Annotated in this window: 21 protein-coding genes; 7 read left to right on the top strand and 14 right to left on the bottom strand. The window is 64.6% G+C overall.

The annotated features are described in order from the left end of the window. From VGM71_RS01230 to VGM71_RS01175, 12 genes are all read right to left on the bottom strand, one after another. Positions 1-1,245, bottom strand: a 1,245-nt coding sequence (locus VGM71_RS01230; protein ID WP_331541940.1) for a helix-turn-helix domain-containing protein, incomplete at its 3' end; no start/stop codon positions are given. Between the two features lie 385 nt (positions 1,246-1,630). Next, the gene (locus VGM71_RS01225) at positions 1,631-1,921 is read right to left on the bottom strand and encodes a nucleotidyltransferase family protein (protein ID WP_331541939.1); all 291 of its coding nucleotides are present in this window, start codon (positions 1,919-1,921) and stop codon (positions 1,631-1,633) included. Between the two features lie 89 nt (positions 1,922-2,010). Beyond that, complete coding sequence (gene radA / locus VGM71_RS01220; protein ID WP_331541938.1) at positions 2,011-3,399, bottom strand: DNA repair protein RadA; 1,389 nt, start codon at positions 3,397-3,399, stop codon at positions 2,011-2,013. Between the two features lie 60 nt (positions 3,400-3,459). Next, positions 3,460-4,548, bottom strand: a complete 1,089-nt coding sequence (gene alr, locus VGM71_RS01215) for an alanine racemase (RefSeq protein ID WP_331541937.1) — start codon at positions 4,546-4,548, stop codon at positions 3,460-3,462. Between the two features lie 110 nt (positions 4,549-4,658). Continuing rightward, on the bottom strand, positions 4,659-5,444 hold the full coding sequence (locus VGM71_RS01210) for a CsgG/HfaB family protein (RefSeq protein WP_331541936.1): 786 nt from the start codon (positions 5,442-5,444) through the stop codon (positions 4,659-4,661). A 118-nt stretch (positions 5,445-5,562) separates the two neighbouring features. Next, entirely contained in the window at positions 5,563-6,318 is a 756-nt protein-coding gene (locus tag VGM71_RS01205; protein ID WP_331541935.1) for an SGNH/GDSL hydrolase family protein, read from the bottom strand. Positions 6,319-6,371: 53 nt separating this feature from the next. Continuing rightward, the gene (locus tag VGM71_RS01200) at positions 6,372-7,814 is read right to left on the bottom strand and encodes an NAD(P)/FAD-dependent oxidoreductase (RefSeq protein ID WP_331541934.1); all 1,443 of its coding nucleotides are present in this window, start codon (positions 7,812-7,814) and stop codon (positions 6,372-6,374) included. Between the two features lie 159 nt (positions 7,815-7,973). Next, complete coding sequence (locus VGM71_RS01195) at positions 7,974-9,389, bottom strand: replicative DNA helicase (RefSeq protein WP_331541933.1); 1,416 nt, start codon at positions 9,387-9,389, stop codon at positions 7,974-7,976. A gap of 169 nt (positions 9,390-9,558) precedes the next feature. After that, positions 9,559-10,005, bottom strand: a complete 447-nt coding sequence (gene rplI / locus VGM71_RS01190) for a 50S ribosomal protein L9 (RefSeq protein ID WP_331541932.1) — start codon at positions 10,003-10,005, stop codon at positions 9,559-9,561. Between the two features lie 105 nt (positions 10,006-10,110). Beyond that, positions 10,111-10,341 (bottom strand): 30S ribosomal protein S18, encoded by a 231-nt coding sequence (gene rpsR, locus VGM71_RS01185; RefSeq protein WP_007081973.1) that lies wholly within the window; start codon positions 10,339-10,341, stop codon positions 10,111-10,113. A 15-nt stretch (positions 10,342-10,356) separates the two neighbouring features. Beyond that, positions 10,357-10,779 carry a 30S ribosomal protein S6 gene (rpsF, locus tag VGM71_RS01180; RefSeq protein ID WP_166699056.1) on the bottom strand — a complete coding sequence of 141 codons (423 nt, stop codon included), beginning with the start codon at positions 10,777-10,779 and terminating at the stop codon, positions 10,357-10,359. A 255-nt stretch (positions 10,780-11,034) separates the two neighbouring features. Beyond that, positions 11,035-11,358, bottom strand: a complete 324-nt coding sequence (locus VGM71_RS01175) for an iron-sulfur cluster assembly accessory protein (protein WP_331541928.1) — start codon at positions 11,356-11,358, stop codon at positions 11,035-11,037. Between the two features lie 122 nt (positions 11,359-11,480). Between VGM71_RS01175 and asnS the strand changes: the two genes are divergently transcribed. The 6 genes from asnS to VGM71_RS01145 are packed head-to-tail and all read left to right on the top strand — an operon-like array spanning position 11,481 to position 16,731. Further along, positions 11,481-12,884: an asparagine--tRNA ligase gene (gene asnS / locus VGM71_RS01170; RefSeq protein ID WP_331541927.1), complete on the top strand. Its 1,404-nt coding sequence runs from the start codon at positions 11,481-11,483 to the stop codon at positions 12,882-12,884. Positions 12,885-12,897: 13 nt separating this feature from the next. Next, positions 12,898-13,716: a MalM family protein gene (locus VGM71_RS01165; RefSeq protein ID WP_331541926.1), complete on the top strand. Its 819-nt coding sequence runs from the start codon at positions 12,898-12,900 to the stop codon at positions 13,714-13,716. Between the two features lie 6 nt (positions 13,717-13,722). Next, positions 13,723-14,055 (top strand): hypothetical protein, encoded by a 333-nt coding sequence (locus tag VGM71_RS01160; protein ID WP_331541925.1) that lies wholly within the window; start codon positions 13,723-13,725, stop codon positions 14,053-14,055. Positions 14,056-14,077: 22 nt separating this feature from the next. After that, on the top strand, positions 14,078-14,866 hold the full coding sequence (locus VGM71_RS01155; RefSeq protein ID WP_331541924.1) for an SDR family oxidoreductase: 789 nt from the start codon (positions 14,078-14,080) through the stop codon (positions 14,864-14,866). Positions 14,867-14,873: 7 nt separating this feature from the next. Next, the gene (locus tag VGM71_RS01150) at positions 14,874-16,325 is read left to right on the top strand and encodes an aldehyde dehydrogenase (protein WP_331541923.1); all 1,452 of its coding nucleotides are present in this window, start codon (positions 14,874-14,876) and stop codon (positions 16,323-16,325) included. Further along, entirely contained in the window at positions 16,315-16,731 is a 417-nt protein-coding gene (locus tag VGM71_RS01145; protein WP_331541922.1) for a RidA family protein, read from the top strand. The genes VGM71_RS01150 and VGM71_RS01145 overlap by 11 nt, the downstream gene beginning before the upstream one ends. Positions 16,732-16,879: 148 nt before the next feature. Here VGM71_RS01145 and hutG read toward each other — a convergent pair whose 3' ends face one another. After that, complete coding sequence (gene hutG, locus VGM71_RS01140; protein ID WP_331541921.1) at positions 16,880-17,671, bottom strand: N-formylglutamate deformylase; 792 nt, start codon at positions 17,669-17,671, stop codon at positions 16,880-16,882. A 16-nt stretch (positions 17,672-17,687) separates the two neighbouring features. Next, positions 17,688-19,049, bottom strand: coding sequence for a glutathione-disulfide reductase (gene gorA, locus VGM71_RS01135; protein ID WP_331541920.1), 1,362 nt, complete (start codon positions 19,047-19,049; stop codon positions 17,688-17,690). Positions 19,050-19,263: 214 nt separating this feature from the next. Between gorA and VGM71_RS01130 the strand changes: the two genes are divergently transcribed. Beyond that, complete coding sequence (locus VGM71_RS01130; RefSeq protein WP_331541919.1) at positions 19,264-19,788, top strand: C40 family peptidase; 525 nt, start codon at positions 19,264-19,266, stop codon at positions 19,786-19,788. Positions 19,789-19,806 lie beyond the last annotated feature (18 nt).

Below are 19,806 nucleotides of genomic sequence, written 5' to 3'. Positions count from 1 at the left end.
CAAGTCCGCCGCGAACGCCTTGAAGGTGGCCGCATCCCGCCCTTGCGTGGCAAACAGCAAGCGGCGTGCGTCCAGGTCACAGAACAGCGTCAGGAAGCGCTGCCCCTTGCGCGCACTGCGTTCGTCCGCGCTGATCCGGTGCACATGGGAATAATCCTCGCGCGCCCGTGCCGCTGCGACGTGGTAGTCCAGCACCCGCCACACGCGTTCATCGGATACGCCCAGCAGCCTGGCGACCGCCGCCACAGGCATCTGCGAGCACAGCGCCACCACGAACGCCTCCAGCGTCTGGCTGAAGCCCGAACCCGGCCGCGCCCACGGTACCGCCACCTGGGTGGTCTTCTCGCACGACCGGCAGCCCACCCGCGGCACCTGAGCCTGGATGATCGCCTTGAACTGGAAGAAGTTCAGGTGTTGCCACCGACGTGGCAGACGGTCATGCACGGGCTGGTCCGCGGCGGCACATGCCGGGCAAGCCAGCCGGCTCGCCGTGTTCTCGACCTTGAACACGATCTGGCCGGCCGAAGGCTGAAAGTCCACGTTGACCACGCGCCAGGGGGTGACCAGTCCGAGCGCTTGAGTGAAGAGCATTTCCATCGCCAAAGCGATGCCTTCCGCACGCACCCGCTGCAAGAGCGACAGCATGTCAACCACACCAGACGCGAGAGAGCCTAGAAAGGCATCAACAATTACATCAGGGGCACCACCCGTACAGCTTCCGCTTGGATCATTGATCTGAGACCCATTTGCATTCATGAATTCCGAGCCAGCTTCTGGAAAGATCGACAACATTGCGGACCTATGCCGTACTGCGCCACCAGGTGGATCTAGAGGAGCCGTAGGATCGAGGGTCAACTGTAATTCGTTACTCTGAACAGTCCGAGCCCTGTTCGGGCTCATTTCATAGTCAGGAGAGGTTTCATCCAACTCTTGCCCTTCAGGTAGAACTCCGAGCGCCAGCGTAAAACGCACTTTAAACCTAACGTATACTTGCGCGTCGAACGAATAGGAATAACGAAGTTCGACCTTTCCGCCTATTGATTGATGCGCTTGCAATTGAATGAAATCGGCAGCATCCCGTCCAACCACATAGTCAAAGTCCCCAATGTATTTTTGCTGAAATCCCCCAAGATCCCTCACGTCAAACTGGTTGTTCGGCAGCGGACCGTTCCAATCAAACGGAAGCTGAAATTTCGACAGGGTTACGGGGGAGTCTCCGTTATTCGTAATAGTAACTACGACCATGGGCTTTCCTGCATCTCCAGCATCTGTTGACGTGGAAAGCACTATCGTAACAGGCTCAACGGATGTAGCCCTTACTGACCCGGCGGCGGCAAATGCGGATAGGACAACAGCCACTATCGTGGCGATAGAAAGCCTCATTACTTGTACTCCATTCGTCAAATGATAACTGCCGCACCTCTTTCGCAGGTCGGGCTGTATCAGATCAGCAAGCCTCAATCTGTAGGGGAACCCTTACAGCAGCGAAGTTGGGATGCATTCGACAAATGGTCGCCCTGAAAACGCAGTTCACGCGAGCCAGTCCGACCAGATGGTGACGATTAAAGGCCGATTATGCGTAGTACGGCAGCGTGACGCAGCTCAAGGTTGTCGCAGAGCCGATTTTCATTCATACAGGGCACGCTTCCGCGAGCACCTTAGCCCGGAAATCCGGCGGCAGATCGTCCGGAGTCAGCAAATCGACGTGGATGCCTAACAGTGATTCCAGTTCATACTGAAGTCCACCCAGGTCGAACAGCGTCGCACCGGGTAGTACATCGACCAGGAGATCGATGTCACTTCCGTCTTGGTCAGTGCCATGCAGCACCGATCCGAAGACACGAGGATTCATCGTGCGAAAACGGCTCACTGTTTCGCGCACAGCGCTTCGTTTCAGGTCAAGTGCAACGGACGGCCGCATTTAAATCCCTCCTGATCGAAACTGTTGTGTGATGGCATGTAATCAAGAAGAAGCTTTCCAGAGGCTCCAAGATTGGTCCACTGCGGACTTTACTCCCGGCTGGCGTCGATCGCCTGCGACAGCCGTTCCACGCCGATAACCTCCATCTCTCCCACACGGCCGCGCTTCGGCGCGTTAGCCGCGGGGACCACCGCGCGGCGGAAGCCGTGCGTCGCGGCCTCCTTCAGGCGTTCCTCACCGTTCGGCACGGGGCGGATCTCGCCGGAAAGGCCGACCTCGCCAAAGGCGATCGTCTTCTCGGGCAAGGGACGATCGCGCAGGCTCGACAGCACGGCCATCAGCACGGGAACGTCCGATGCGGTTTCCTGCACGCGGATGCCGCCGACCACGTTGACGAAGACATCCTGGTCATACGCCGCCACGCCGCCGTGCCGATGCAGCACGGCGAGCAGCATGGCGAGGCGGTTCTGTTCGAGACCCAGGACGACGCGGCGCGGATTGCCCAGCGACGACTGGTCGACCAGCGCCTGTACTTCCACCAGCAGCGGACGTGTGCCTTCGCGGGTCACCATCACCGCGCTGCCGGGTGTCGGGCCGGCGTGTGCGGAGAGGAAGATCGCCGACGGATTCGGCACCTCGCGCAGCCCTTTCTCGGACATGGCGAACACACCCAGTTCGTTCACCGCGCCGAAGCGGTTCTTGAACGCACGCAGGACGCGGAAGCGGCTTCCCGATTCGCCCTCGAAGTACAGCACCGCGTCGACCATGTGCTCGAGCACACGCGGACCCGCGATGCCGCCTTCCTTCGTCACGTGGCCGACCAGGAACACCGAGGTGCCGGTTTCCTTGGCGAAGCGCGTGAGCTTCGCCGCCGATTCGCGCACCTGGCTCACGGAGCCGGGCACGGCGGTGAGGAGTTCGGTCCAGATGGTCTGGATCGAGTCGATGACCAGCACGCGCGGGCGCGCCGACGCGACCTGCTCCAGGATGCGCTCGATGCAGGTTTCAGCCAACGCGTGCAGCGGACCGAGCGGCAGGTCGAGGCGCTGCGCGCGTCCTGCGACCTGACCCAGCGATTCCTCGCCGGTAACGTAGAGACTGGGCAGGCTGGCGCCGAGCGTGCCCAGCATCTGCAACAGCAGGGTCGACTTGCCGATACCGGGGTCGCCACCGATCAGCACCACCGAGCCCTCGACCAGGCCGCCGCCCAGCACGCGGTCGAGTTCGCCGATGCCGGTATTCGTACGCGCCTCGGCCGTCAGCAGTACCTCGGTGAGCGGCGTGATCCTCGGCGCTCCCGCGGCCTCGCCCGCATACCCGCCACGCCGCGCGCCGGCCGACACCGCATTGGGCTTGGCCGGCTGCACGACGAACTCCGACAGAACGTTCCACTCGCCGCACTCGGCGCACTGTCCCTGCCACTTGCTATGTTCGGCGCCACACTGGGTGCAGACGTAGGCGGTCTTGGCCTTGGCCATCGTTCGGTATTCCTCTGGTGAAGCGCGATGTATAGCGCGGATGCGTCGCAAGGGACGCGATCAGGTCTCGTCTTCGACGAACAGGACGCGCCGGGTCATGCCACAGGTGAGATCGTAGGAGATCGTCCCCGCCGAGGCGGCCACGGTTTCCACCGGGAGGCCTTCGCCCCACAGAGTCACCTTGTCGCCGACGCGCGCCTCGGGCACAGCCCGCAGGTCGAGCGTGATGAGATCCATGGACACGCGGCCGACCAGTGGCGCGACGCGGCCGTTGACCAGCACCGGCGTGCCCGCGGCCGCACTGCGCGGATAGCCGTCGCCGTAGCCGATGGCGGCCACGCCCACGGCCATGTCTTCCGGACACTCGTACGTGCCGTTGTAGCCCACACGCTCGCCCTTGGCGAGGCGGTTGATCGCCACCAGTCGCGTCGTGAGCGACATCGCGGGACGAAAGCCGAAATCGGCTCCCGATCGTCCTTCCACCACGGAAAGTCCATAAAGCAGGCCGCCTGTGCGAACCCAGTCGCCGCGCGCGTCTGGCCAGCCCAGCACGGCGGCGGAATTGGAAAGGGCGCGCGGTCCCGCCAGCCCTTCCGTGGCTTCGCGGAATCGCGCGATCTGCAGCGCCGTGTCGCGACCCTGAAATTCCTCGGACGAGGCGAAATGGGTCATCAACCCGACCTCGCCCTCGATCACCGGCATGGCCAGCAGGCTCGCATGGACCTCGCGGGCCCGCTCCGGCGCGAAACCAAGACGGTGCATGCCGGTGTCGACCTTGATCCACACCCGCAGCGGTCCGCGCGCCGGATCGGCCTTGGCAAGCCAGGGCAGCTGGGCCTCGTGGTGGATGAGCGCGTCGAGCTGCAGGCGCTGCATTTCCACGAGGTCCGAAGGGGTATCCGGCCCCGACAGCACGACGATCCGCTGCCGGTGTCCCGCCGCGCGCAGGCGCAGCCCGTCCGCGATGGCGGCGACGGCAAAAGCTTCGGCTTCGCCGTCCAGCGCCCGCGCCACGCGTTCCAGACCATGGCCATAGGCGTCGGCCTTCACCACCGCCATCACCTTCGCCGAGCCAGCCAGCGCCCGCACGCGGGCCAGGTTATGGCGGAGCGCGCCGAGATGGATGGTGGCGACGGTGGTGCGGCTCATGGCGTGGGGACGACCGGGCGGTAGCGACTGACCGCCCAGTCTATCCGCAACGAGCGGGCAACCACGGGGCAACGAAGGGGCAGACCGCTGCCTGCGGCCTGCAGCTATCGTCACATCGGCCGCTCGTTCGCCGCCGAAGCGTCGGCCGGAAGGCCGCCGAGTTCGGAAACCAGCTTCGTGTAAGCGTCCAGATAGGCCATGGTGATGACCTGCCCCTGGGTGGTGTTCGTGTATCCGCCAAGGCCCGCCGCGCCGAGACTCTGACTACCCCAGAGCTGGCCACTTCCGCCGAAGCCGATGTCGTTCTTCTCGCCATGGCCTTCGACCATCGCCACCTGTTCCGAAGAGCGCACGTCGGTGACCGTGAGGGTGACATCCGCGGTTTTCGAATTCAGGCTGATGGAACCGGCGACGCGACCGGCGGTGCCGCCGAGCAGGCTCTGGGCCAGGCCAGAAATGCCACCGCCGCCAGCGTCGTTATTACTGTCGATCAGATCCGGGACAAGTACGTAGTCCGCCACCTTTAACTGACCCTTACCCAGGTTGGAACCTTTGCGCAGTTCGCCGCCCGAGGCAAGTACTCGCTCGCGCATCGCGGCGTCCATGCCGCTGTTGCGGTCCACGAGGGTGAAGCAAGCCGACTTCGATACGAAAACCTTGATGAGCCTGCTGGGCGCGGGCAGCTGCCGCCCGGTCCACCAGCTCTGCGAAGCCTCCGGCTCGATGACGGAAATGGAGCCGAGCTTCTTCGTGCAATGGGGAATCTGCACGATCTTGACGTCGTGTTCCTTGTTCTTCTTGTTGAAGAAGGGCAACCCGGCCTGGACCGGCTGGCTGAGCGAAGCAATAAAGACCGCGGCCGCGACGACGGCGGCCTGCCTGATGGGAAAATCCATGGATTGATCTGTCCTTGAAGGCGCCTGGGTTGGCGCGGCTGACATGCTAAGGAATGCCAACCGCCGGGTCTTTAGGATGTCGTCTTAAAAGTGACAGGTGACCGGCCGCTGCGTCCTATCAGGGTTTGCCCGCGAGTGCCCGGTCGATTGCCGACTGCACGAGCGGGGCCATCACCTCATAACCCGCCGCGTTCGGATGGAGGCCGTCGTCGCTGAGCTCTTTTTTCAGCATGCCGCGCGCATCGACCATCGCCTCGTAGTAGTCGACGAAGACGAGGCTCGCGCGCGAGGCGTACGCCTTGATCCAGGCATTGAGCGCGCGGATGGTCCCAGTCGGCCGCTGCGCCGTCTGGTCTTTCACGACGTCGTCGTTCACGGGCATCACGGACGCGAGGACGACCTGGATGCCGTGCGTGCGGGCAAGCTCGGTCATCGATGCGAGGTTGTCCTCGATCATCGCCAGGGTCGCGGGACCGGTGTTGCCGGCGATGTCGTTGGTACCGGCCAGGATCACGACGGCCGCCGGCTTCAACGCAATGACGTCCGCACGGAAGCGGATAAGCATCTGCGGTGTCGTCTGCCCGCTGATGCCACGGTTCACATACGGCTGCCCGGGAAAGAAGGTGCCCACCGAACGTCCCCAGAAGTCGGTGATCGAATCGCCCATGAAAACGACACGCTGATCGCCGGCTCTTGGCGGTGCCAGCGCGGCATTGTCCTGCGCATAACGGCCGAGGTCCGGCCAATCGTTGAGCAGGTGCTCGATGTCCGCCCGCTGCGCGGACGTGGGATGTCTGGGAAGAACGATGCCCTTCGCCGCGAAAGCGTTCGACGCGAGCAGGCACGCGGCAAGGATCAGGCAAGTACGGAACATCGAGGCTCTCCGGACAGTATGTCCATCGAGCTTAGCAAGTTCGCCGCGCCTTCTCAGGACAGGACAAGCGCGGGATCGTCCAGCGGGGCTTCAAGCAATGTCCGACGATCCCATTCGTAGCGGTGGCTCACGCGCCACGGCCCGCTCCTGCCTTGCCGTGGCATCGACGCTTCGCCGCGCGCCACATAGCCGGCGCGCAGTTCGTCGAGGATGCAGACGTCGAGTGCCTCGTTCTCCGGCGCGCGCGGCGTCGCCATCGTCGCGCCTTCGGCTTCCATATGACGCAGGAGGCGGCATACGTATTGCGCGGCGAGGTCCACCTTCAGCGTCCATGATGCATTGATGTAGCCAAACAGCACGGCGAGGTTCGGTATGCCGTCGAGCAGCACGCCCTTATAGGTGAGCGTCTTCCCTGGATCGCGCGGCACGCCGTCGACCTCGATGCGCATGCCGCCCAATGCCTGGAGGTTGAAGCCCGTGGCACTGATGACGATGTCGGCTTCCAGCTCCTGTCCCGACGCGAGACGGATCGCCCTGCCTTCGAACCCGGCCACCTCGCCGGTGACCACGGACGCCCTGCCCCCGCGTATCGTCTTGAACAGGTCGGCATCGGGCACGATGCACAGGCGTTGGGTCCATGGCGCGTAATCGGGCGAAAAGTCTTCGATCGGCGCATTGCCGAGCTGTCGCCTAACCGCACCGAGCAAGATCGCGCGCACGCGCGAAGGCCAGCGCATCGCGGATTTATAGAGTACGCGCTGCAACAGGATGTTCCTGCGCCGCGCCAGCCCATAAACGATCTTCGCCGGTAGCACGCGTAGCAGCACGGCTGAAATCGCGTCACGCGAAGGCACGGAGAAAATGTAACCGGGCGATCGCTGCAGCATTGTCACGTGCGCGGCTTTCTCCGCCAGCGCCGGCACGAGGGTGACGGCGGTGGCGCCGCTGCCGATGACCACCACGCGCTTGCCCTGCCAGTCGAGGTCGCCCGGCCAATATTGCGGATGGATGAAACGACCGGTGAAGTCCGCAAGGCCCGGGAAGTCGGGCACGTGGCCGCGATCGTAGTCGTAGTAACCGGTGGCGCCGACCAGGAAATGGCAGGTGAAGACGCGAGCCGAGCCGTCGTCATGTCGTGCACGGACGGTCCAGCGGCGTTCCCTGGATGACCAGCTGGCGCCGACCGTCCGCAGGCCGAACAGGATCCCGTCTTCGACATGAAACTCGCGGGCCGTGTCGATCACGTACTGGCGGATCGACGGGCCGTCGGCCAGTACCTTCAGGTCGTTCCAGGGCCGGAAGCCGAAGCCGAAGGTGAACATGTCGGAATCCGAACGCACGCCCGGGTAGCGGAACAGATCCCAGGTGCCGCCCATGGCCTTGCGGCGCTCGATGACGGCCACGCGCTTGTCCGGGCAGGCCAGGGCCAGCCGGCAGGCCATGCCGATGCCGGACAGGCCGGCGCCGATGATGAGGACGTCGTAGTGGTGATCCACGGTGCACCTCCGTCTGGAACGGAGATTACGCCGGCGGAGCCGCGCCGGGTAGGAGCGCGCCCTGCGCGCGACAGACTTTCGCTCCAGTCGTGAAGCTGGCGCGCCCGCTCCAAGGCACGGCCTCAAAAGCTGTCGCGCGCAGGGCGCGCTCCTGCAGCCTTAGTCGAAGCTGCCTACGTAGGAGTCGGGAGCCCAGTTCTCGAACTTCGTGTAGTGGCCGAGGAAGGCCAGCTTCACGGTGTCGGTGGGGCCGTTACGCTGCTTGCCGATGATGATCTCGGCGAGGCCTTTGTCCGCGGATTCCTTGTTGTAGTACTCGTCGCGGTAGATGAACATGATGACGTCCGCATCCTGCTCGATAGCGCCGGATTCGCGCAGGTCGGACATCATCGGGCGCTTGTCGGCGCGCTGTTCCAGCGAGCGGTTCAACTGCGACAGTGCGATCACCGGCACGTTGAGTTCCTTCGCCAACGCCTTCAGGCCGCGAGAGATCTCCGAGATTTCCGTGGCGCGGTTCTCGGAGTTGCCCGGCACCTGCATGAGCTGCAGGTAGTCGATCACGATCATGCCCAGGCCGTGCTCGCGCTGCAGGCGGCGCGCACGCGAGCGCATTTCCACAGGCGACATCGCAGGCGTGTCGTCGATGAAGATCTTCGCGTCGGAGAGCATGGTGATCGCCGAGGTGACGCGCGGCCAGTCCTCTTCCGCCAGGTCGCCGTTGCGCAGGTGCTGCGCGTGCACGCGGCCGAGCGAGGAGATGAATCGGAATGCCAGCTGGGAGGCCGACATTTCCATGGAGAACACTGCCACCGCCTTCTTGCCGCGCATCGCGGCCGCCTCGGCGAGGTTCAGCGCGAACGCCGTCTTACCCATGGAAGGACGCGCCGCGACGATGATCAGGTCGGACGGCTGCAGGCCCGAGGTGAGCTCGTCCAGGTCGGTGAAGCCGGTGGACAGGCCGGTGAGCTGGCCGCGCTTCTCGTAGCGTTCCGTGAGCATGCGGAACGCTTCGGCCGTGGCTTCACGCACCGACACGATATCCTTCTTGCCGCGCGCGCCGGATTCCGCGATGCGGAACACGCGCTGCTCGGCAAGCTCCATCACTTCCTGGACGCTCTTGCCCTCGGGACGGAAGCCGTCCTCGGTGATCAGGGTGCCCGCATCGATCAGCTGGCGCAGCACGGACTTCTCGCGAACGATGTCGCCGTAGGCGGCGATATTCGCCGCGCTGGGCGTGGAGTTCGCCAGTTCCATGACGTAGGTGGCGCCACCGACCATCTCGGCCATGTCGTTGGCGATGAACCAGTCGCCCAGCGTGATGGCGTCGCAGGGCATGCCCTTGTTCGCCAGCTCGTTGATGGCGCGCCAGATCAGGCGATGATCGCGGCGGTAAAAGTCGTCGTCGATGAGCTTGTCGGCAACCTTGTCCAGCGAATCCGGCGAAAGCATCAGGCCGCCCAGCACGGCTTGCTCGGCCTCGATGGAATGCGGCGGGATACGCAGCGCGTCGATGGCGGACGGCTCGCGGCGGCGCTTGCGTTCGCCGCGGTCGCTGCGCTCTGGATTGAAGGACATGGATTACCTCGTGTTGCGGACGGCACCCAGCCCGGAGAGGCAGGCCGTGAGGACGATCATACGCGGACCTGTCTCACCCGTTGAGAGGATAAGTCTGTGGATAAGTTGTGCGTAGAAACGAAGACGGGCGCCTTTCGGCGCCCGTCCGGTATCGTAGGTGGTGCGGAGCTTACGCTGCGACGACCTTGACCTTGACCGTTTGATGCACATCGGCGTGGAGGACGATGACGACCTCGTAATCGCCGGTGTTGCGGAACGGGCCTTCAGCCTGGATCACTTCGCTCTTGTCGACGTCCAGACCCTTGGCGGTCAGGGCTTCGGCGACGTCGCGCGGGGTGACCGAGCCGAACAGCTTGCCTTCCGGCGAAGCGTTCACTTCGATGGTGACTTCGGCGCCTTCGAGCTTGGCCATACGACCCTCGGCACCGGACAGCTGGTCCTTGGCCTTGGCTTCGTACTCGGCGCGACGCGCTTCGAACGCTTCCAGGTTGGCGACGGTGGCGCGCGCGGCCTTGCCGGTCGGCAGGAGGAAGTTACGGCCGTAACCCGGCTTGACGTTGACCTTGTCGCCGAGGTCGCCGAGGTTCTTCACCTTCTGCAGGAGAATGAGTTCCATGGATATTCCTTTTCGTTAGCGCGGGATGGGCCCCGCGCAGCCAGGACGGTTGTCCGAAATGACGCCGTGAAGATGCCCTCCCCTCAAGGGAGAGGGCATCCTCGATCAGACGTCGTGGTTGTCGGTGTACGGCAGCAGCGACAGGAAGCGAGCGCGCTTGATCGCGGTCGCCAGCTGGCGCTGGTAGCGGGCCTTCGTGCCGGTGATGCGGCTCGGGACGATCTTGCCGTTCTCCGTGACATACTGGCGAAGCGTGTTGAGATCCTTGTAATCGATCTCCTTGACGTCCTCGGCGGTGAAGCGGCAGAACTTGCGGCGGCGGAAAAATTTGGACATGGCTGTGATCCCCGATTAGTCGTCGCTGTCGCGATCGTTGTCATTGTCGCGACCGCCACGGCGGTCGTCGCCATCGCTATCGTCGTCACGGCGACGCGAACCCTTCTGCTCGTCCTTTTCCTTGCTCTTCAGGATGAAGGACTGCTCGGTGTCGGCTTCGTCGCGACGGATCACGAGGTGGCGCAGGACGGCATCGTTGAAACGGAAGCCCGTCTCGAGCTCGTTCAGGGCGTTCTGCGAAACCTCGATATTCAGCATCACGTAGTGAGCCTTCGCGAGGTTTTCGATCGGGTAAGCCAGCTGACGGCGGCCCCAGTCTTCGAGGCGGTGGATCTTGCCGTTGTCGCCTTCGATCAGCGTCTTGTAACGCTCGATCATGGCGGGCACCTGTTCGCTCTGGTCCGGATGGACCAGGAACACGACTTCATAATGACGCATGGTGGCTCCTTGTGGATGCACCCCTTCACGGGGATGGCAGCCTCCCGCACGAAGGCGGTGAGGCAAGAAGACCCTCCTTGAGGGGAGGGCCAGCCGCGCATTGTAAGGAGAAACCGGGGCTTAGGGCAACCCCGCCCGTAGGAGCGCGCCCTGCGCGCGACAAGTTTTCGCACCTGTGCGCAAGCCGGCGCGCCAGCTCGGGGGCCCGGCCTCAAAACCGGTCGCGCGCAGGGCGCGCTCCTACGGGCGGCGTCGCTACGCGACAGTGAACGATTCGCCGCAGCCGCACTCGCCGGTGGCATTGGGGTTGTGGAAGACGAAGGAGGCGTTGAGGCCCTGACGCTGGAAGTCGATCAGGGTGCCGTCCACCAGGGGCAGGCTCTTGGGGTCCACCACCACGCGGATGCCGTCGATATCGAGCACGCGGTCGTCCGCGGCGATCTCGCCGGCCAGGTCCACCACGTAGCCGAAGCCCGAGCAGCCCATTCGTTTCACCGAGAAACGGACGCCCGCGGCGTCGGGAGCACGGGCCAGGAAGGCGCGCATGCGGTCGGATGCTGCGGGGGTGATCTGTATCATGAAAACGTTTTCTGGCCGTGGTATATGAATGGACGGTGCCGTTCACGCAACCCTTACATTATCATGCAGGGTCGTGCTTCTTACGCGCCTTACATGCGGCGCCTTTTCCGGAGTTTCAATCGATGACGGTGGTAAGCGTCAAGCAGGCCCTCGCCGGCGGCACGGCCGCAGGCGAACATGAAGTCACGGTTCGCGGCTGGGTACGCACCCTGCGCGAGTCCAAGGGTGGACTCTCGTTCGTGAACGTGAGCGATGGCTCCTGCTTCGCCCCCATCCAGGTGGTCGCCACCGCCGATCTCGCCAATTACGAGACCGAGGTAAAGCACCTCTCCGCCGGCGCCGCGGTCATCGCCACCGGCAAGCTGGTGCCGTCGCAGGGCAAGGGCCAGGCTTATGAGATCCAGGCCAGCCGGATCGAGGTCACCGGCTTCGTCGAGAACCCGCTCACCTACCCTATCCAGCCCAAGCAGCATTCGATGGAATTCCTGCGCGAGGTCGCCCACCTGCGACCACGCACGAACCTGTTCGGCGCCGTCACCCGCGTCCGCCACACCATGATGATGGCGATCCACCGGATCCTTACGGAACAGGGCTTCTTCTGGATCAACACGCCGATCATCACCACGTCCGACGCCGAGGGCGCGGGCGACATGTTCCGCCTGTCCACGCTGGATCTCGCCAACCTGCCGCGCGACGAGAAGGGCGCCATCGATTTCCGCAAGGACTTCTTCGGCCGCGAAGCCTTCCTCACCGTGTCCGGCCAGCTCAACGTCGAAGGCTATGCCCTGGCGATGAGCAAGGTGTACACGTTCGGCCCCACCTTCCGCGCCGAGAACTCCAACACCACGCGCCACCTGGCCGAGTTCTGGATGGTCGAGCCCGAAGTGGCCTTCGCCGACCTCAACGACAACGCCGACCTGGCCGAGCTGTTCCTGAAGGGCATCTTCAAGGCCGTGCTCGACGAGCGTCCCGACGACATGGCGTTCTTCGCAGAGCGCGTGCAGCCGGACGCCATCTCGCGCCTGGAAGCGTTCATCGCCAAGCCATTCGAGCGCATCGATTACACCGAGGCGGTGTCGATCCTGCAGAAGTCCGGCAAGAAATTCGAACATGCCGTGGCCTGGGGCATCGACCTGCAGACCGAGCACGAGCGCTACCTCGCCGAGGAACATATCGGCCGGCCGGTGGTCGTCATGAACTACCCCGAACAGATCAAGGCGTTCTACATGCGCCTCAACGACGACGGGAAAACCGTGGCCGCCATGGACGTCCTGGCGCCCGGCATCGGCGAAATCATCGGCGGTGCCCAGCGCGAGGAGCGCCTCGACTACCTCGACCGGCGCATGGACCAGTTCCACCTCGACAAGGCCACCTACGACTGGTACCGCGACCTGCGCCGCTACGGCACCGTGCCTCACGCGGGCTTCGGCTTGGGCTTCGAGCGCCTGCTGGTCTACGTCTGCGGCCTTGCGAATATCCGCGACGCCATCCCTTATCCCCGTGCGGCAGGGAGTGCCGAGTTCTAGCAACGAAAAAAATATGATGCCCCCTTCCCTGCTCCGTCCGCTGCTCCTCGCCCTCGTCCTCGTGGCGCTGGGTGCCTGCCGCTCCATCGTGCCGCCGAACTTCCGTCCGCCGGAGAATCCGACGAACACGATCGATATCGCGCGGAAGACGCTCGAAGGGGCCGCCCCCTGTTGCGGCAGCTTCGCCGACCTGTCCTACCAGGACATGCTGCCGTGGCAGCCGCAGCGATTCGAACTGAACAAGGACAGCCCGGTCGCCAGCCTCAACGGCGACCGCAGCTACTTCCTCGCGTTCCGCCTGCCCTCGGGCGCGCAGCTGCCGTATACCATCGCGATGAAGTCGGAGCTCAACGGCCGCTGGCTGAGTTCCAGCTACCTCTTCGCGCCGACGGTGGTGCTGCTGGACGACGCCTTCCAGCCACTGCATTCGGAAGACATCCAGCTTTGCGAAAACATCGGCTGGACCAGCGAGACAACCGGCGCCTTCGGCGAGTTCAAGGTGATGGACGACAAGGCGCGCTACCTCGTGGTCTATTCCTCGGCGAAGCAGCAGCAGAGCCAGACCTACTGGGAGCAGTCGCCCACGACGTTCTCGGCCGAAGCACCCGTGAAGATGAATCCGGCCGGTAGCTTCAATATCTCCCACGGTCCGGACGGCGTGCTGTTCGTCGGCATGCAGAACGACACATACAAAAGGGCGATCAATAACGCCGTATGCTCGAAGGCGCAGCAGGGTGACGGCGTCATCTCGACGATCCGCAGCGTGGTCACCACCGACCTGCTGGGCGAAGACCCGAAGAAGAAAGACAAAGACAAAGAAAAGGGCAGCTGATCCGCCATGCAGACCGCGGTCTACCTTTACCTTCTGCTTCTGCTAGGCGCCGTTGCATTCTTCGTCCTGCACTTCGTCGCGCAATGGCGTTTCACCGCCCTGCTGCGCAAGCACTATCCGGACCAGTGGAAAACCATTGTCGAAGCCGACACCGGCAGGCCCAACGGCATGGCGAACTGGTTGCGCGTGCGCCGCGTGCTGCGCTCCGACGCACCGGCCTTGTTCGACGACGACAGCCTGGACCGCTGGCAGCGCCTGTGGCGGCTGGCGCCGTGGCTGGCCTGGCCGTGCTGGTTGATCGCAATGGCGATACAGTGGTGGGCGATGAAACAGGGCTGATCTGCCCATCCGAGGAGCACTTATGGATCTTCGTCTCACCGGTCGCCACGCGCTGGTCTGTGGCGCCTCACAAGGCCTGGGCCGCGCCACGGCCTTCGAACTGGCTGAACTCGGCGCCAGCCTGACTCTCCTCTCCCGCTCCGCCGACGCGCTGGCCGCGCTCGCCGCTGAACTCCCGGCGGGCCAGGCCGGGCAGAAGCATCGCCACGTCGCGGTCGACATGCTGGACACCGGCGCCCTCGCCGCTGTCGTGGCGGAGATCGTCGGCGACCATGCCGTCCACGTGCTGGTGAACAATAGCGGCGGTCCGCCGCCCGGCCCCGTGTGGAGCGCCGAGCCCGATGCCTTCCTCGCCGCCTACCGCCAGCACGTGATCGCTGCCCAGGTACTCGCGCAGGCCTGCCTGCCCGGCATGCGCGAGGCGCACTACGGCCGCATCGTCAACATCATCTCCACCTCGGTGAAGGAACCGATCCCGAACCTGGGCGTGTCCAATACCACCCGCGCCGCCATGGCCGGTTGGGCGAAGACGCTGGCCAGTGAGGTCGCGGCCGATGGCATCACCGTGAACAACATTCTTCCCGGCTACACGCGCACGCCGCGCCTCGAGGCGCTGGTGGAAGCCAGCGTGAAGACGGGCCGCACGCGCGAGGAAGTGGAAAAGGGGCTACTGGCCAGCGTGCCAGCGGGTCGCTTCGCCGAACCCGCGGAGATCGCCGCGATGGTGGCCTTCCTCGCCAGTCCCGCCGCCGGCTACGTCAATGGCGTCAGCATCGCCATCGACGGTGGCCGCACCCGCGCCCTGAACTGAGGCGGCCATGCTGGTCTTCGCCAACTTCATCGACGGGAGGCAGTGCGCACCGCTTGGCGGCGGTTACCTCGACGTCGTCGATCCGGCGGTGGGACGGCCGTTCGCGCGCTGTCCCGATTCCGGTCCGGACGACGTGGCCGCCGCCGTCGCAGCCGCCTCGCGCGCAGCACCGGCGTGGGGACGGCTTCCAGCCGAAACGCGCGCCCGCTGCCTGCAGCGCCTTGCCGACGGCATCGAGAGCCGGCTGGAATCCTTCGCCGAGGCCGAATCACAGGACAGCGGCAAGCCGCTCGCCCTTGCCCGCTCGCTCGATATTCCGCGCGCCATCGCCAACCTGCGCTTCTTCGCCGCCGCGGCGGGGCAGTGGAGCGGCGAATCACACGCCATGGAACACGGCGCCATCAACTACACGCTGCGCCTGCCGCTCGGCGTGGTCGGCTGCATCAGCCCCTGGAACCTGCCGCTCTATCTCTTTACCTGGAAGATCGCGCCGGCGCTGGCCGCGGGTAACGCGGTGGTCGCCAAACCGTCCGAGATCACGCCTTATACGGCCTGGCTGCTCGGCACGCTCGTCGAGGAAGCGGGTTTCCCACCCGGTGCGCTGAATATCGTGCACGGCACCGGTCCCGCCGTCGGGGAGGCCATCGTCACGCACGATCAGGTCAAGGCCATCTCCTTCACCGGCAGCACGCGCACGGGCACGGCGATCGCCGCGGCCGCTGCGCCACAGCTGAAGAAGGTATCGCTGGAACTCGGTGGCAAGAATCCCGCCATCGTCTTCGGCGATTTCGATTTCGACGACGCATCGATGGCGACGATCGTCCGCTCGGGTTTCGCCAACCAGGGCGAGATCTGTCTCTGCGGTTCGCGGCTGCTCGTGCAGCGCTCCATCTACGAGCGCTTCCGCGAGGCTTACCTCCAGCGCGTGCGCGCTTTGCGCGTAGGCGATCCGCAAGATCCAGGCAACCACCTCGGCGCCCTGGTGTCCCAGGCTCACTTCGAGAAGGTCGCGGGTTGCATCGAGCGGGCCCGCGCCGAAGGCGGCACCGTGCTCACCGGTGGTGACCGGGTCGAGGTCGGTGGCCGTTGCGTCGATGGCTGGTTCATCGAACCCACGGTCATCGAGGGACTGGGATCCGATACGGCGACCAACCAGGAAGAGATCTTCGGCCCCGTCGTCACCTTGATTCCTTTTGACACCGAGGACGATGCACTCGCGATCGCCAACGGTACGCCTTATGGCCTGGCGGCGTCGGTGTGGACACGCGACGTGTCACGCGCGCACCGCTTCGCGGCGAAGCTGGATTTTGGCATCGTCTGGGTCAACTGCTGGATGCTGCGCGACCTGCGCACGCCATTCGGTGGCACGAAACAATCCGGCGTGGGCCGCGAAGGCGGCGTCGAAGCCATGCGTTTCTTCACCGAAGCCAGGAACATCTGCATCGACCATGGTCAATGACGTCATCCACGTTCGAGGTGCACCCGCCCCCGTTGGGGCCTATCCGCATGCGCGTCGCGTGGGCCAGCTGCTGTTCCTCTCCGGCATCGGGCCGCGCGAGCCGGCCACGAATGCAATCCCGGGGAACGTCATGGATGCCCAGGGCAACCTGCTTTCATACGACATCGAGGCACAGTGCCGGCAGGTATTCGCCAATGTGCGCGCGGTGCTCGAAGCCAGCGGAGCTCGCTTCGAGGATCTTGTGGATGTCACCGTCTACCTGACCGACATGGCGCACGATTTCGCGGTGTACAACCAGCTTTACGCGGAGGCGTTTGCCGGCGTCGACGCCTGCCGGACGACGGTGGAAGTGAATGCGCTGCCGACGCCGATCGCTATCGAACTCAAGTGCATTGCCGCGCTGTAGGAGCGCGCCCTGCGCGCGACATGTTTTGAGGCCGTGACCGAGAGCTGGCGCGCGCGATCCGGAAACTGAACCGAAAAGCTGTCGCGCGCAGGGCGCGCTCCTACTGCCCTATGGCGCGCTCCTACATGATGGCGGGCTCCTACATGCCCTATGACGCGCGGGCGTGCTCCATGCACGCCTTCAACATCTCGCCGATCAGCAGTTGCACGGTCGCCGCCTTCTCCGGAAGGTACTCGAATGAGTCCTCGTCCATGTAGTTGAGCTGGGACAACTCCAGCTGGACGGCGTCGATGCCCTGCGCCGGGTTGCCATAGTTTCGCGTGATGTAACCGCCCTTGAAGCGGCCGTTCACGGCGTGGGTGTAGTCGTCCTGCTGTTCCAGCAACGCAGCCAGCCGGGATTGCAATGCCGGCGAGCAGCTGGCGCCGTCGGCGGTGCCGATGTTGAAGTCCGGCAGCCGGCCCTCGAACAGCATGGGCACATGACTGCGAATGGAGTGCCCTTCCCACAGCACCACGCGCCCGAACTCCTTCCTGAGCCGGTTGAGCTCGTCGGCAAGCGCGCGGTGGTATGGCTTCCACCAGCGTTTCACGCGGTCGGCGATCTCGTCGGCTTCCGGTTCGGCGCCCGGACGATAGATGGCTTCGCCACTGAAGAGGATGGTCGGCACCAGGCCGGTCTCGCTCTTGCCCGGGTACAGCGCTTGACCGTCCGCCGGGCGGTTCAGGTCGACGACATAGCGCGAGGCGAACGGCCGGATCACGCTTGCACCCATGTCGCGAGCGAAATCGTAGAGTTCCGCCACGTGCCAGTCGGTATCCGGCGAGCGGCGAGCGGGACGCTTCATGCGCGCGCCCAGCTCGTCGGGAATGGCGCTGCCGTTGTGCGGCAGGCTGATCAGGAGCGGTGCGGTGCCGCGGTGCAGGGTATACGGGCTCATGCCGGCAGTGTACCGCTCATCCGGGCACCCGATCCCCCAACAGCACCATCTCCTCCGCCACGGTGGGATGGATGGCAAGGGTGGCGTCGAGGTCGGCCTTCGTCGCACCCATCTTGATGGCCACGGCGAAGCCCTGGAGGATCTCGTCCACGCCCGGTCCCAGCATCTGCATGCCGACGATACGCGAATCATCGCCCACGCAGATCAGCTTGAGCCGCGTGGTCATGGGCCGGTGGGCCAGGGCCAAGTGCATCGGCACGAAGGATTGCTTGTACAGATGCACCTCGGCGCCGTGGTGCAGACGCGCCTGCTCCTCGGACATGCCGATCGTGCCGAGCGGTGGATGCGAGAACACCACCGTCGGAATGTTCTGGTAATCGAGCTTCGCTTCCGGCTTGCCGCCAAACAGGCGGTCGGCGAGCTTGCGTCCGGCCGACACGGCCACGGGCGTGAGAGCCATGCGCTGTGTCACGTCGCCGACGGCGTAGACACCCGGCACATTGGTGTTCTGGTAGTCGTCGACTTCCACGTGTTCGTGGTCGCCGATGCGCAGGCCGATCCGGTGAATGTCGAGGGTGGCGACGTTCGCATGCCGGCCCACGGCCATGATCATGCATTCGTAAGGACCCGGGCGGTCGCCACGGTTGCAATCGAGGAAGAACACGCCGTCGGTTTCGCGCAGCGCCTCGATCTCGCAGCCGTAGTTGATCCGGATGCCATGCTGGCCCATCTCCTCGCCGAGGCCGTAGGCCATTTCCTCGTCGAAACCGCCCATGAGGCGGCCACGCACGTACATGTCCACCTCGCCGCCCAGCGCGCGCAGCACGCCAGCGAGCTCCACGGCGATGTAGCCACCGCCGATGATCGCCGTGCGGCGCGGGCACTCGCGCAGGTCGAAGAACTCGTCCGAGGTGATGGCGCGTTCGAAACCTGGCTTGTCGAGGCGGTTGGGCGACGAGCCGGTGGCGACGACGACGTGCGGTGCGGTCAGTTCACGCGTCCCGGCCTGCACGCGGTCGGGCGCCAGGAAGCGACCTGCCTCGCGAATGACGGTGATGTGGCCCGTGTCGAGCATTTGCTGGTACTTGACGTGGATGCGGTCGACATACGCCTGGCGGCGATCGATGAAACGCGGCCAGTCAAGGCTGCCGGGGGTGTCGTGGAAACCGTAATCCACCGCGATGTACTGCGCCTCGGCCATCTGGGCCGCGTACCACATGGCCTTCTTCGGTACGCAACCGACGTTGACGCAGGTGCCGCCCAGTTCCTTCGGCTCCAGCAACGCGACCTTCGCGCCGTGTTTCGACGCCCGGATCGCTGCGGCCAGTCCGCCCGAGCCGCCGCCGATCACGATGAGGTCGAAGGTTTCCACTGTCATGCATTTCTCTCCTGGGTCAAAGACCCGATCGTTAAGGCGAGTACGGTAAAGGACCCATTCTACTGCGACTGTCTGTAGAGTAAATTCGTGCGTTTTAGCAGGTATTCCTTGCAACCTGTTGATTTGATAATCTCCTTACGCCCGACGTCGACAGGGAATACGCAGGATGGTCCCAGCCAAGCATCGCCCCCGCTCCCGGTCCTGCCTCGGCCTGATGGCCGTGACGGCCGCCGCGATCCTCCTGGCCGCCTGCGGCAGCGCTCCGCACAAGCCTTCGTCGTCGCAACGCCGCAATCCGGCGTCCGCCGTACCCATCGCGAAGAACCTGGGCTGGTCCATGACGCCCGCGGCCGCACCGCCTGCCGACGCCGCCAACGACGTCCTCTTCCGCGCCATCGGCCTGGTCGGCACGCCGTACCGCTGGGGCGGCAACACACCGCAGGGCGGTTTCGACTGCAGTGGGCTCATCAACTACATCTACGTCACGTCCACCGGCCTGCGCCTGCCGCGTACGTCCGCCGAGATGGCCGACCTCGACAAGCCCAAGGTACGCGAGGGTGAACTGGCCAGCGGCGACCTGGTTTTTTTCGGCCGTGGCCACATTACGCACGTAGGCGTCTATGTCGGAAAAGGCCGTTTTGTCCACGCGCCCAACTCGGGCGGCACGGTACGCTTGGATGACCTGGACGGCGCCTACTGGAAAGAGAACTTCGCCTATGGAAGGCGTGTTCTCAACTGATCCCCCCCTGATCCAAGG

The sequence above is a fragment of the Luteibacter sp. genome (genome assembly GCF_036499525.1).
Taxonomy (GTDB): Bacteria; Pseudomonadota; Gammaproteobacteria; order Xanthomonadales; family Rhodanobacteraceae; genus Luteibacter.
Note: the sequence above shows the minus strand (reverse complement) of the source record. Positions and strands in the feature narration are given on the sequence as shown.

What these genes read in the sequence shown, in the direction of transcription:
- VGM71_RS01225 (WP_331541939.1), bottom strand. Translation starts at nt 1,921, where the DNA reads ATGCGGCCGTCCGTTGCACTTGACCTGAAACGAAGCGCTGTGCGCGAA.
- radA (WP_331541938.1), bottom strand. Translation starts at nt 3,399, where the DNA reads ATGGCCAAGGCCAAGACCGCCTACGTCTGCACCCAGTGTGGCGCCGAA.
- alr (WP_331541937.1), bottom strand. Translation starts at nt 4,548, where the DNA reads ATGAGCCGCACCACCGTCGCCACCATCCATCTCGGCGCGCTCCGCCAT.
- VGM71_RS01210 (WP_331541936.1), bottom strand. Translation starts at nt 5,444, where the DNA reads ATGGATTTTCCCATCAGGCAGGCCGCCGTCGTCGCGGCCGCGGTCTTT.
- VGM71_RS01205 (WP_331541935.1), bottom strand. Translation starts at nt 6,318, where the DNA reads ATGTTCCGTACTTGCCTGATCCTTGCCGCGTGCCTGCTCGCGTCGAAC.
- VGM71_RS01195 (WP_331541933.1), bottom strand. Translation starts at nt 9,389, where the DNA reads ATGTCCTTCAATCCAGAGCGCAGCGACCGCGGCGAACGCAAGCGCCGC.
- rplI (WP_331541932.1), bottom strand. Translation starts at nt 10,005, where the DNA reads ATGGAACTCATTCTCCTGCAGAAGGTGAAGAACCTCGGCGACCTCGGC.
- rpsR (WP_007081973.1), bottom strand. Translation starts at nt 10,341, where the DNA reads ATGTCCAAATTTTTCCGCCGCCGCAAGTTCTGCCGCTTCACCGCCGAG.
- rpsF (WP_166699056.1), bottom strand. Translation starts at nt 10,779, where the DNA reads ATGCGTCATTATGAAGTCGTGTTCCTGGTCCATCCGGACCAGAGCGAA.
- VGM71_RS01175 (WP_331541928.1), bottom strand. Translation starts at nt 11,358, where the DNA reads ATGATACAGATCACCCCCGCAGCATCCGACCGCATGCGCGCCTTCCTG.
- asnS (WP_331541927.1), top strand. Translation starts at nt 11,481, where the DNA reads ATGACGGTGGTAAGCGTCAAGCAGGCCCTCGCCGGCGGCACGGCCGCA.
- VGM71_RS01165 (WP_331541926.1), top strand. Translation starts at nt 12,898, where the DNA reads ATGATGCCCCCTTCCCTGCTCCGTCCGCTGCTCCTCGCCCTCGTCCTC.
- VGM71_RS01160 (WP_331541925.1), top strand. Translation starts at nt 13,723, where the DNA reads ATGCAGACCGCGGTCTACCTTTACCTTCTGCTTCTGCTAGGCGCCGTT.
- VGM71_RS01155 (WP_331541924.1), top strand. Translation starts at nt 14,078, where the DNA reads ATGGATCTTCGTCTCACCGGTCGCCACGCGCTGGTCTGTGGCGCCTCA.
- VGM71_RS01150 (WP_331541923.1), top strand. Translation starts at nt 14,874, where the DNA reads ATGCTGGTCTTCGCCAACTTCATCGACGGGAGGCAGTGCGCACCGCTT.
- VGM71_RS01145 (WP_331541922.1), top strand. Translation starts at nt 16,315, where the DNA reads ATGGTCAATGACGTCATCCACGTTCGAGGTGCACCCGCCCCCGTTGGG.
- hutG (WP_331541921.1), bottom strand. Translation starts at nt 17,671, where the DNA reads ATGAGCCCGTATACCCTGCACCGCGGCACCGCACCGCTCCTGATCAGC.
- gorA (WP_331541920.1), bottom strand. Translation starts at nt 19,049, where the DNA reads ATGACAGTGGAAACCTTCGACCTCATCGTGATCGGCGGCGGCTCGGGC.
- VGM71_RS01130 (WP_331541919.1), top strand. Translation starts at nt 19,264, where the DNA reads ATGGCCGTGACGGCCGCCGCGATCCTCCTGGCCGCCTGCGGCAGCGCT.